The sequence below is a fragment of the Bradyrhizobium sp. 23 genome, from assembly GCF_023073295.1.
GTDB classification, from domain to species: Bacteria; Pseudomonadota; Alphaproteobacteria; order Rhizobiales; family Xanthobacteraceae; genus Bradyrhizobium; species Bradyrhizobium canariense_D.
In genome coordinates, this window is record NZ_JADPJF010000151.1 from 581,506 (window position 1) to 593,579 (window position 12,074).

9 protein-coding genes and 2 pseudogenes are annotated in these 12,074 nt (G+C 64.1%); 5 read left to right on the forward strand and 6 right to left on the reverse strand.

What is annotated here, in order from left to right:
• The 3 genes and pseudogenes from IVB32_RS39855 to IVB32_RS39865 form a co-directional block, all read left to right on the forward strand.
• Window positions 1-161, forward strand: a pseudogene (locus IVB32_RS39855) (NAD(P)-dependent oxidoreductase); the annotation flags it as partial.
• Between the two features lie 378 nt (window positions 162-539).
• Window positions 540-1,820 carry a PQQ-dependent sugar dehydrogenase gene (locus IVB32_RS39860; RefSeq protein WP_085349220.1) on the forward strand — a complete coding sequence of 427 codons (1,281 nt, stop codon included), beginning with the start codon at window positions 540-542 and terminating at the stop codon, window positions 1,818-1,820.
• A gap of 216 nt (window positions 1,821-2,036) precedes the next feature.
• Window positions 2,037-2,630, forward strand: coding sequence for a c-type cytochrome (locus IVB32_RS39865; protein ID WP_018459679.1), 594 nt, complete (start codon window positions 2,037-2,039; stop codon window positions 2,628-2,630).
• A 12-nt stretch (window positions 2,631-2,642) separates the two neighbouring features.
• On the opposite strand, the gene panE is transcribed toward IVB32_RS39865, so the two are convergent.
• From panE to IVB32_RS39885, 4 genes are all read right to left on the reverse strand, one after another.
• A complete protein-coding gene (panE, locus tag IVB32_RS39870; RefSeq protein ID WP_018459680.1) occupies window positions 2,643-3,566 on the reverse strand; it encodes a 2-dehydropantoate 2-reductase in 924 nt (307 codons plus the stop codon).
• 186 nt (window positions 3,567-3,752) lie between these two features.
• Complete coding sequence (locus IVB32_RS39875) at window positions 3,753-4,367, reverse strand: 2-hydroxychromene-2-carboxylate isomerase (RefSeq protein WP_018459681.1); 615 nt, start codon at window positions 4,365-4,367, stop codon at window positions 3,753-3,755.
• Between the two features lie 89 nt (window positions 4,368-4,456).
• Complete coding sequence (locus IVB32_RS39880) at window positions 4,457-5,806, reverse strand: MATE family efflux transporter (RefSeq protein WP_026233859.1); 1,350 nt, start codon at window positions 5,804-5,806, stop codon at window positions 4,457-4,459.
• 86 nt (window positions 5,807-5,892) lie between these two features.
• Complete coding sequence (locus IVB32_RS39885) at window positions 5,893-6,489, reverse strand: DUF2239 family protein (protein ID WP_018459683.1); 597 nt, start codon at window positions 6,487-6,489, stop codon at window positions 5,893-5,895.
• A gap of 151 nt (window positions 6,490-6,640) precedes the next feature.
• Here IVB32_RS39885 and IVB32_RS39890 point away from each other — a divergent pair, with 151 nt between their 5' ends.
• On the forward strand, window positions 6,641-7,306 hold the full coding sequence (locus IVB32_RS39890; protein WP_247370609.1) for a glutathione S-transferase: 666 nt from the start codon (window positions 6,641-6,643) through the stop codon (window positions 7,304-7,306).
• Between the two features lie 10 nt (window positions 7,307-7,316).
• On the opposite strand, the pseudogene IVB32_RS39895 reads toward IVB32_RS39890, so the two are convergent.
• Both IVB32_RS39895 and ggt read right to left on the reverse strand, forming a co-directional pair.
• Window positions 7,317-8,610 (reverse strand): annotated as a pseudogene (locus IVB32_RS39895) (MFS transporter).
• Between the two features lie 111 nt (window positions 8,611-8,721).
• The gene (gene ggt, locus IVB32_RS39900; RefSeq protein ID WP_018459686.1) at window positions 8,722-10,473 is read right to left on the reverse strand and encodes a gamma-glutamyltransferase; all 1,752 of its coding nucleotides are present in this window, start codon (window positions 10,471-10,473) and stop codon (window positions 8,722-8,724) included.
• 99 nt (window positions 10,474-10,572) lie between these two features.
• On the opposite strand from ggt, the gene IVB32_RS39905 reads away from it, so the two are divergent.
• On the forward strand, window positions 10,573-11,961 hold the full coding sequence (locus tag IVB32_RS39905) for an MFS transporter (protein ID WP_018459687.1): 1,389 nt from the start codon (window positions 10,573-10,575) through the stop codon (window positions 11,959-11,961).
• Window positions 11,962-12,074 lie beyond the last annotated feature (113 nt).

Below are 12,074 nucleotides of genomic sequence, written 5' to 3' on the forward strand. Positions count from 1 at the left end.
CGCGGCACGAACTCGGCTGGCGGCCCGAATTCGACTTTGCGCATGTCCTGAAATGCCTTCGCGATGACCGCGATTTTCGCAGCACGCTGGCGCGCGATGTCGGGTCGAAAGGCTATCATGAGACCATTTTCGACGATGGTCCTTACCCCGTCGCCCCGTAGCCGCCACCTTTGCTAATTCGCTCGATTCGTCAGATGTCTACCCGGAGTCACCGGCAGCAAGATGGCCGGAGCCGTTCTACTTTGCATGGGGTTGTTTTCGCGTTTTTTTGTTCCAGACCTCCTGCTGCCTGCAAATTAGCCGCGCATGATCTCGATTCTGCGCTGCAGCGAGAGCGTTGTCGTCGCGGCATTCGCGATCATTGCCTTTCCGTCTCAATTTTTACTGAGCGCTATCGCAGCGCACGCGGCGCGCTTCTCACCGCTCGCAGATGTGCTAACCTTCTGCGTCTGTCCTCTCGACAGAGTCCGAACTTCGCCTCTCGATAGCAAATTAAAATAAATGTGCAGCCCTGATGGCTGCCTTAGGGGAGTGACGCGATGAAATTCCATCGATCCGTCTTTCAATCCGTCCTGGCGCTTGCAGCGGTTGCCCTTCTCGCGGGGACAAGCGTCGGTCACGCGCAGCAGCAGGACAAGAACAAGCCGCTGAAGAAATACGAATCCGGCACCAAGGAGTTCTGGACCCATCCGCCGGACGACTGGTTTCTCGGCGACGAGACCGAGGCGCAGAAGGGCCTGGCGCCGCCGTCGGGTCCGCCCACCGGCGCGTCCGACGCCGAGCTCGCCAATATCGTCAAGAAGGTCAAGCTGCCGCCGGGCTTCAAGATGGAGGTCTACGCCTCCGGCGTGCTGGCCGCGCGGCAGATGGCCTGGGGTGACAAGGGCACGCTGTTCGTCGGCTCATTCGGCCTCGGCAACGTCTATGCGATTAAGGACAACAACGGAAAGAAAGAGGTCAAGACGATCCTCAAGGGCCTGAACATGCCCACGGGTCTGGCCGTCAAGGACGGTGCCCTCTACGTCATCGCGGTCGACAAGCTGATCCGCTACGACGACATCGAAAACAAGCTCGACAATCCCGGCGAGGGCAAGGTCGTCTATGACGACATGCCGTCCTATGCCGCGCATGGCTGGAAATACATCGCGGTCGACAAGGAAGGCTGGTTCTACATTCCGTTCGGACCGCCCTTCAACATCGGCATTCCCCCGACCAGCGTGTCGCAGATCCGCCGGGTCGATCCCAAGACCGGCAATGCGGAAATCTATGCGCTCGGCGTTCGCAACTCGGTCGGGGGCGACGTCGATCCGCGCACCGGCAAGTTCTGGTTCACCGAGAATGCCCGCGACTGGATCAGCGACGATCTGCCCTCAGACAAGCTGAACATGATCAGCAAGATCGGCGAGCACTTCGGTTATCCCTACTGTCACCAGGGTGATCTGCCGGATACCAAGTTCGCGATGGGCCACAAATGCTCCGAGTTCACGCCGCCCGTGCTGAACCTCGGCGCTCACGTCGCTCCGCTGGGCATGAAGTTCTATACCGGCGACCAATTCCCGGCCGAGTACAAGAACAACATCTTGATCGCCGAGCACGGCTCCTGGAATCGTCACAAGTACCAGGGCGGCCGCATCATGCGCGTGATCGTCGGTCCCGACGGCAAGAACGCCAAGCAGGAGGTGTTCGCCTCCGGCTGGATCGAGGGCGACCAAGGCTATCTCGGCCGTCCCGACGACATCATTCTCGCCAAGGACGGCTCGATCCTGGTCGCCGACGACTGGGCCGGCGCGATCTACCGCATCAGCTACAGCAAGAAGTAGCGTAAGACGACGCGAGGCTGCGGTGCCGAGAGGGCGCCGCAGCCTTTCTCATTTCAATTTCGCACGCTGTCGTTTCCGATCGCGCACCGCTTGCGCGCAAGTCCGGAACCCTTGGCCACGAACGCGGGTTATCGAATTCTCAGATGCGTCATTGCGCATCATAGCTCGCGCTTCTTCGCCCCGGAATGACGCGTTCGATAGATCGGAATTCCAATCATGCGCCGGCAGTTCATCTCGCACGCAATCAGCGCGGTCGCGCTCCTCGCGCTCGGTTCTCTCCCCACGAGCGCCGCCGACAATGCCGCGATCAAGGAGAAGGCCGCCGTCTGCGCCGGCTGTCACGGCGAGAACGGCATCTCGCAGACCGAGAACATTCCTTCGCTCGCGGGCCAGCCCGATCAATTTCTGCAATGGCAGCTCGTGTTTTTCCGCGCCGGCTCGCGCAAGAACGACCAGATGCAACCCATCGCCGAGGAAATCACCAACGAGGACGTCCGCAATCTCGGCGCCTATTTCGCCGCGCTGACGCCGCCCACAGCGGCGGAGGACAAGGATCCGGACCTGTCGAAAAAGGGCGCCCAAGTTGCCGCCGGCCGCCGCTGCGCCTCATGTCATACGGATAGCTTTGCCGGCACCAAGGCCGTCGCGCGGCTGGCGGGCCAGCGCGAGGAATACCTGGTCAAGGCGCTGCACGACTACAAGAGCAGCCAGCGCGTCGGCGGCGGTGGCGCTGCGATGGCCGATGTCGCCTATCACATGAGCGATGAGGAAATCACCGCCGTCTCGCACTATCTCGCGTATTTCAAATAGCGGAAGCTGCGGCTACCCCACCCGCTGCTTCTCATACGCTTTCAAATGCGTGTAGGCGATGCGCAGCTTCGGCACCGGCACCTTGGCGGCATCGGCGCGAGCGATGAGGTCGCCGATGACGTGATCGGCCTCGACCGGCAGGCCCGCCTTGACGTCGCGGAACATCGAGGCCGTCATCGGTGAACCCTCGGTGGTGAGGTTGCCCTTCACGCGCTCGAAGAACGGCCCGCCCGGCGTGTAGCCCGACGCGGTGGCGATCGCGCTGGTCTCGTCCAGCATGCCGAGCAGGAAATCCCTGCCGCCGGGAGCGGCGAGAATATTGCCGACGGAGGTGCGCATCAGGCTGGTGGACGCGGCCAGCGAGGACAGGAACACCCACTTTTCCCACATGTCTTGCATGATGTTCTGGCTGGCGGTGGCCCCAGCGATGCCGCTCTTGAAGGCCTCGTCGATCGCCTTGACGCGATCCGACAGCTCGCCGTCGCGCTCGCCGTAATTGATCGACTGCATCGGCTGGAGCTGCACCACCTCGCGCTTCTCGTTGAGCGTCGCGGCGATGGCGCAGAGGCCACCGAGCACGCGCTCCTTGCCGAACTTGTCGTCGAGGATATCGAGATGCTTCATGCCGTTGAGCATCGGGATGATCGCCGTATTGGGCCCGACTGCTGCCGCGAACGACTTGATGGCGTCGTCGAGGTCGAAGGCCTTGCAGCTCAGCAGCACGACGTCGAACTTGTCCTTGAGCGCGTCGGCCTGAATGGTCGGCGGATTTTTCAAGGTCACGTCGCCGTTCGGGCTTTTGATGACGAGGCCGGCGCTCGCGAGCTCGCTGGCGCGCCGCGGCCGGACCAGGAAGGTGACGTCGCGGCCGGCCTGCAACAGCCTGCCACCAAAATAGCCGCCGATGGCGCCAGCGCCGACCACGAGGATACGCATGGGATTGTCCTTGTTGTTGGTTCTTTTTCGTCGTCTTGGCGAAAGCCAGGACCCATTACCCCGACTGCCTCTTGTCGGACAAGTCGGAGCCCCCGCCTATCGCCAAACGCGATCCGGTGGTTATGGGTCCTGGCTTTCGCCAAGATGACGTCGAGGACATTGTTCGGTTTCCCTGCTTCGAGAAAATCACTTCCCCGACACCATCTCCTCGACCTCGCGCAACTGCTCCTTGCCGAAGAACATCTCGTTGCCGACGAAGAAGGTCGGCGAGCCGAACGCGCCCCGCGCGACAGCTTCCTCGGTGTTCTTGATCAGTCTGCCCTTCACCTCCGGTTCCCCGGCGCGAGCGAACAGCTTTTGCGCGTCGAGGCCGGAGGACGCCAGCGCCTTCGCGGCGATTTCCGGATCGTCCATCTTCTTCGGCTCGCCCCACATGTGATGGAAGGCGGCTTCGACATATGCTTCGAACACGCCCTCGAGCTGCGCCGCGATCGCTGCGCGCATCAGGTTCAGCGTGTTGACGGGGAAGAACGGATTCATGACATAGGGCTGCACCTGGAAGCGCTTGACGAAGCGCTCGGTCTCGACCGCGTGGAATTCGCGCTTGTTCTTGATGCCGGCAAGCGTCTCGGCGGGGGACTTGTTGTTGGTCGATTTGAAGATGCCGCCGAGCAGGATCGGCACATATTCGAATTTGACGCCGATGCGCTGCTCGATGGCGGGGATCGCGAGATGGCTGAGATAGGCGTTCGGACTGCCGAAATCGAACAGGAATTGCGGGGCTGTGCGGGTCAAAATCATGCTCCCTGACGTCGCTTTTTTCGCATTGTGGCGCAGCGCGCGCCGCGGGTCTACCGTTTAATGACGGTCATAATCTCTTGATGATTTGGTCAGGTCAGGCGCCGGATCGTCCGCTTGCGCCACACCAGAAGGTAATAGCCCATCTGCAAAAGGAACATGGCGCAGAACACGATCGGATAGGCGGCCCACACACCCTGAAGGCCAATCGTGCGGCTCAGGATCACTGCGGATGGCAGCTCGATCGCCATAATGGCGAAGACCGCGAGCAGCATTGGCGTCAGTGCCACGCCGGCAGCGCGCATCGCGCCGGAAAATACCGTCGCCAGGCCGAACGGCACCGAGCTCCACAGTGCGATGTTGAGCAAGCTCTTCGCCAGCTCGAGCACGGTGTCATCAGTGATGAAGATGCCGAGCACGGCGCGCGGCGCGAGATAGATCAGCGCCACCAGTCCGCCCGTCAGGACGATGTTGAACGCAAGTCCGGTGCGCACGATGCCGTCGAGCCCCGCTCTGTCGCCGCGGCCGACCGCTTGGGCGCCGAGGATGGAGACTGCTATCGAAATCGACATCGCCGTGAACTGCGTGTAGCCCATCACCTGGTTGACCGCGCCATAGGCTGCGGTGGCGTTCGAGCCGAAGCCGTTGACGAGGCCGAGCAGCACCAGCTCGGCGATCGCCATCACCACCATGCCGATCGCGCTCGGCAGTCCAATGCCGAGGATCTGTCCCAGCACCACACGATTGAGCCGCAGATGGCGCAGCAGTGCAGCGTCCGGTGCCAAGGCATGTTTTCTCCGCAGCAGATAGGCCGCCAGCGCGACCAGCGTCAGCGCGTTGGCGATCGCTGCCGCCCAGGCCGGGCTGGTGATGCCGGCCGCCGGCAATCCGAACGACCCGCGGATCAGCATCGGCGTCAGGATCAAGCCGATCGCGGTCGACAAGGCCAGCGCCAGCAAAGGCGTCAGCGCGTCACCGACGCCGCGGATCATCGCCGTCATCAGCAGGAAGACGAAGCCGAGCGGCATGGTGAGCAGCATGATGCGGGCATAGGCGCTAGCCTGGTCGAGAATGTCTGCGGGCGTTGCGAGCATCATCATCAATTGCCGGCTGAAGATGCCGCCGATCAGTGCAATTGCAATCGAGAGCAGCAGGCCGATTGCGAGCGTCGTGCCGACGATGAGCTTGATCCGGCCCTGCTCGCCCGCACCATAGGCCTGGCCGATCAGCACCGTGGCGCCGGTGCTCAGCCCCATGACGAAGGCGAAAAGGAAGAACATCACCGGAAAGAACACCGAGACCGATGCAAGCGCGTCGATCCCGATCATCTGGCCGAGATAGACGTTGCTGACGGTGCCGAACAGTGATTGCAGCGCGTTGCTCAGCATCAACGGCGCGAGGAAGCGCAGAAAACTTTTCCAGAGCGGCTTGGCTGCGGACATGGATTGGCCTTTCAGGGCCTGCGAAACCGTCGCCACGCGCAATGCGCGTGGCCTGGCCGTCGATGGGGTTGTGAGAAGGCGCGCACCTAAGCGCGGTCGCTGTAGGCGAGCTTGACAATGTGGTCGCGGATGTCGGCGGGCCAATCTGCGATCAGTCCGGTGAAACGCCGCCGATCATCCGCAAACAGCGCGCGCGATGCTTCCTCGAACTGCGGCAGATTGCCGGCCATGGTCGACATGAAGTGATAGGCCGCATCGCGCGCCTGCCGCTCGCGGTCCTTGTCGCCGCTGGCACGCCGCGCCTCTTCGACAAGTTTCCGTAGTGCGACCGAGGCGCCGCCTGCTTGCGCGCTGAGCCACTCCCAGTGCCGCGGCAGCAGCGTCACCTCGCGCGCGACCACGCCGAGCTTCGGCCGGCCGCGACCGCGCGGCTCGCTCGGCGATGCGGTGTCCTCAACCGGGGGCGGCACAAGCTTCGCCAGCCGCGCCAGCACCTCCCGGTCTCCGCCGCGCAGATCGAAGTCGATCGATCTGCCCGTGGCGTCCTCGAAGATGATGATGGGCTCGTCCGGCCGCTCCGTCATCCTCTTGATGACCAGCGCGACCTCTCCTGCTGGCCCGGAGACCAGACGGCGATGCCCTTGGAAAGCGGTGAAAGTCTTCTGCATTGGAATCATTGCCATATTGGTCGCGATGGCAGCTTTAATACCCGGGTAAATTGCTAAGGTCAATATACCCGGGTTAAAATACTCGACCGGATGGCTCGACATTGCGTTCCCGGGCTGGCACGAACGCGCGGCCGATCGAACCATGCCTAGCCCCGGGGACCACGCGATGCTGACCGTTCATCACCTCAACAATTCCCGCTCGCAGCGCGTGCTGTGGCTGCTCGAAGAGTTGGGCGTGCCTTACGAGATCGTGCGCTATCAGCGCCAGCCGGACATGCGCGCGCCGAAGGAGCTCCGCGCCATCCATCCACTCGGCAAGTCGCCCGTTATCACGGACAACGGCAACACCATCGCCGAATCCGGCGCGATCATCGAATATCTCATCGCCACCTATGGCAACGGCCGGCTGGTCCCGCCGCCGAACACGCCGGAGCGGCTGCGCTTCACCTACTGGCTGCACTATGCGGAAGGCTCGGCGATGCAGCCGCTGCTGCTCAAGCTGCTGTTCACGCTGATGCCGAAGCGCGCGCCGGCGTTGCTCCGCCCGCTGGTGCGCAAGGTCTCGAACCAGGCGCTTACTGCGCTGGTCAATCCGCAGCTGAAGCAGCACATGGACTATTGGGAAGGCGAGCTCGGCAAGAGCAAGTGGTTCGCCGGCAACGAGTTCACCGCCGCCGACATTCAGATGAGCTTTCCGCTTGAGGCAGCCCAGGCGCGCGGCGGGCTGGAGCTCGGCCATCCCAACGCGATGGCGTTCCTGGAGCGCATTCATGCACGGCCGGCGTACAGCCGCGCCCTCGAAAAGGGCGGGCCGTATCAGGTCGGTCGATAGTTAGCTTTCATCAGTCCGCGTGCAGCACGCGCCCGCGCGTCTCCGGGAGCGCGAAGGCGGCGATGAAGAACAGCGCGTAAGCCACCACCGCGAAGATGGCGATCGCATTCGCAAGCGACGTCGTCGCCGATAGCGCTCCGACCAGGAACGGAAACAGCGCGCCGATGCCGCGGCCGAAATTGTAGCAAAAGCCCTGGCCCGAGCCGCGCAGTCGCGTTGGATAAAGCTCGGTCAGGAACGCGCCGACGCCGGAGAAATAGCCCGAGGCAAAAGCCGAGCGGGAAGCCGAGCACCCACAGGACCTCGTTGGTGAGCGGCAGCTGCGTGTAGAGCAGCACAACCGCTATCGCGCCGATCGAGAAGGTCAGAAAGAGATTGCGCCGTCCGATCCGGTCGGCGAGCCACGCGCCGGTGAGATAGCCGATGAAGGAGCCGATGATCAGCGTCGAGAGATAGCCGGTCGAGCCGACGATCGACAGATGCCGCTCCTTGGTCAAGAACTGCGGCACCCAGAAGGTGACGGCGTAATAACCGCCCTGGCAGCCCGTGGCCATCAGCGACGCCAGGATCGTGGTCTTCAGGATCGGGCCCGAGAAAATCTCCCAGAGCGCCGGGCGATTGCCGCTCGCGGCCTGCTTGGCGCGGGCCTCAGCCGCGATCTCCGGCTCGGTCACCGAGCGGCGGATGTAGAACACCAGCAGCGCGGGCAACGCGCCGATCACGAACATCCAGCGCCACGCTGTCTCCGCCGGCAAAGCCGAGAACAGGATCGCCTGCGACAGCACCGCGAGGCCCCAGCCGACGGCCCAGCCCGACTGCACCGAGCCGACTGCACGCCCGCGATATTGCGGCCGGATCGCTTCACCCATCAGCACGGCGCCCGCCGCCCACTCCCCGCCGAAGCCGAGGCCCAGCACCGCGCGTGCGATCAGGAGCTGTTCGAAATTCTGCACGACCGCGCAGACCAGCGAGAAGAACGAGAACCAGATGATGGTGATCTGGAGCGTTCTGACCCGGCCGATATGGTCGGAGAGATAGCCGCCGAGCCAGCCGCCGATCGCGGAGGCCAGCAGCGTCACGGTGCCGGCGAGCCCGGCCGACCCCGCATCGACCTTCCACAGCGCGATGATGGTGCCGATCACCAGCGGATAGATCATGAAGTCCATGCCGTCGAGCGCCCAGCCTGCGGCGCACGCCCAGAACGTCCGCCGCTCCGGCGCGTTCATGTCGCGATAGAAGGCAAGAAGGCTGGTGTCCTCGATCTCGGCGCGTTCGATGCGCTGGTTCGGATCAACGGTGGTCATGCGCGATTCCCGACAGTGTTTTCTTTGGCAGTTTCTCTGGCCTGGCGGTGGTAGCACGCGCGGGGGCGCGCGCAAGCCGGCCGCCGGCCTTCGCGCCATGCAAGTACAGAGTTACTGCCCCGCTGCTTCCGCGCCCCGGGTGCGTGGATCGGGCGCGCCGAGCGGCCCGTTGGCGGTCACCGCGATCGAATTCGCCGATGTCTGCCCCATCGGCGTGACGATGAGATGATCCATCGCCTTCAGCTCGAGCAGCACATCATCGGGAAAGCCGCTCTCGACCCGGACCTCGTCGGGCAACCATTGGTGATGCAGCCGCGGCGCGGCCACGGCAGCCGCGACGTCCATCTTGTAATCGAGGACGTTGACGATCACCTGGAGCACGGCCGAGATGATGCGGCTGCCGCCCGGCGAGCCCGTCACCAGCACCGGCTTCCCGCCCTTCAGGACGATGGTCGGCGACATCGAGGACAGCGGCCGCTTGCCCGGCCCGGGCAAATTGGCCTCGAAGCCGACGAGGCCGTAGGCATTGGAAGCGCCGACCGCTGCGGTGAAATCGTCGAGCTCGTTGTTGAGCAGCACGCCGGTGCCGTCGGCGACGAGGCCGACGCCGTAGCTGAAGTTCAGCGTATAGGTGTTGCTGACCGCGTTGCCGCTGCCGTCGACGACGGAAAAATGCGTGGTGTTGCTGCCCTCATGCGGTGAGGTCGCAGTGGAAACGAGCTGTTCCGACGGCGTGGCGCGATCCGCGGAGATGGTTGCCCGCAGCTTGGCCGCATAGTCCTTGCCGGTGAGCGTCCCGATCGGCGCGTTGACGAAGGCGGGATCGCCGAGATAGCGCGCCCGGTCCGCATAGGCGCGCTTCATGGCCTCGATCAACAGATGCAGCGAGGCCGGCGATCCCTGCTTCAGATCGGCGAGCTGAAAACCTTCGAGAATATTGAGCGTCTCCACCAGCACCACGCCGCCCGACGACGGCAGCGGCATCGACACGATGTCATAGCCGCGATAGGTGCCGCGCACCGGCGCGCGGATCACCGCTTGATAGGATTTCAAATCCGCTGGCGTCATGATGCCGCCCGCATCAGTCACGGCCTTGGCGAGTTTTTCCGCGACCGGCCCTTCATAAAAACCGCGCGGGCCCTGTACGGCGACAGTCGACAGCGTTTCGGCGAGATCGCTCTGCACCAGCCTGTCGCCTTGGCTGAGCGGCGTGCCATCAGGCCGCGAGAATATCCGGGCCGAGGAGGGCCAGCGCACTAGCCGCTTGTGCCAGCCCGGCAGCGTGTCGGCAATGTCGTCGCCGACGAGGAAGCCGTCGCGGGCGAGCACGATCGCGGGCTCGAGCAGTTGCGCCAGCGTGAACCGGCCCGAGCCACATTTTTCCAGGGCGAGCGCAAGACCCGCGACGGTGCCGGGCACGCCGACGCCGAGCGCAGAATCCCGCGACTTCGCCGCATCGGGCTTGCCGTCGGCGCCGAGGAAAATCTGCGGCGTGGTCGCAGCCGGCGCGGTCTCGCGATAATCGATCGTGATGTCTTCGTTGCGCTCGGTGGAATGAATCACCATGAAGCCGCCGCCGCCGATATTGCCGGCCCGCGGATAGGTCACGGCCATCGCAAAGCCGGTCGCGACCGCGGCATCGACGGCATTGCCGCCGCGCCGCAGGATATCGGCGCCGACCTGCGCGGAGATTTTCTCCTGCGCTACTACCATGCCGTGTTCGGCGGGAACGGCGTGCACGGTGTCGAGCGCGGGCGGCACATAGGCCCGCCGCGCATCCTGCGCGGTCGCGGTCGGAAGTCCGAACGCCAGAGTGGCAAGGAAGGCGAAAAATGTCCGCCGTGTCGAAAAAGACGACATCATCAAACTTCCGCAATGGCCATGGGCAGTTCACATGCAGCGCTGCAATGCTATACGGTTTGCCCCGACAGAGGCAAAACTGTTCGTGATGAGGATTATGGAGTGACGACGATCGCCCGGGATGCGCGGATCGCCGGCGCGCAGCGGACCTATCCGCCGCGCAGCGCCGTCGTCAGCTGGATCTTCTTCGACTGGGCCGCGCAGCCTTATTTTACGCTGATCACGACTTTCGTGTTCGCGCCCTATTTCGCCACCGGCATTGCGCCGAATCCCGCCACCGGGCAATCGTTGTGGGGCTTTGCGATGGCTGCCGCGGGCCTCGCGATTGCCTTGATGTCGCCGGTGCTGGGGGCTATCGCCGATGCGTCGGGCCGCAGGAAGCCGTGGATCGCCGGATTCGGCGCAGTGCTGGTGCTGGCATCCTGCACGCTGTGGATCGGCAAGCCCGGCGATCCCTCGATCATTCCGCCGCTGCTCACCGCGGTCGCGCTCGCCAGCGTTGGCGCGGAATTCGCCACTCTCTTCAACAATGCGATGATGCCGACGCTGGTGCCGCCGGAGCGCATCGGGCGGCTCTCCGGCACCGGCTGGGCGACGGGGTATGTCGGCGGCATCGTCAGCCTGATCATCGTGCTCGGCCTGCTCGCCGCGAACCCCGAGACCGGTCGCACGCTGCTCGGTCTCACGCCTCTGTTCGGGCTCGATCCCGTCAGTCATCAGGGCGACCGCGCCGCCGGACCGTTGACCGGGCTTTGGTTCATCGTTTTCGTGACGCCGATGTTCCTGTTCACGCCGGACTATCCGGCGAAGCGTCCGGTGCGCGAGGCGCTGCACGAGGGGCTGTCGGAGCTGAAGCAATCGATCAAGGGGCTGCCGCAGCAGAAATCGCTTGCGGCGTTTCTACTCGCCAACATGATCTACACCGACGGTCTGGTGTCGCTGTTTGCCTTCGGCGGCATCTATGCCGCGGGTACGTTCGGCTGGCACACGATCCAGATCGGCACGTTTGGCATCATGCTCGCGATCGCCGGCGCGTTTGGCGCGTGGTTTGGTGGCAAGCTGGACGATCGCTTCGGGCCGAAGCGCGTGATCGCCGGCAGCATGCTGGTCCTGCTGCTGGCGCTGGCGGCGATCCTGCTGGTCGACAAGGATTCGATCCTCTTCATCAAGGTCGCGCCGCCCGCGCCCGGCGGCGGATTGTTCGCCGCCGCGTCAGAGCGCGCTTATCTGGTGCTGGGCTGCCTGATCGGTGCGGCCGGTGGTCCGCTGCAAGCGGCCTCACGTACGCTTCTGATCCGTCTCGCACCGAAGGACCGCATCGCGCAGTATTTCGGTCTGTTCGCACTGACGGGGAAAGTGACGTCCTTCATCGGCCCGCTGCTGATCGGCGTGATCACCGCGGTGACGGCGAGCCAGAAGGCCGGCATGGCCGTGCTGGTGGTGTTCTTCGTCGCGGGTCTGGCGCTGTTGATGCGGGTGCGGGAAAATTAGCGTCGTCCCGGCCTAGTGCGCAATTGCGCACGGGGACCGGGACCCATACCGCGTGATTGCTCGTTGCCGCGACACGGCCAGTACCGCACACCAAACTACTTCCTGGGCTATGG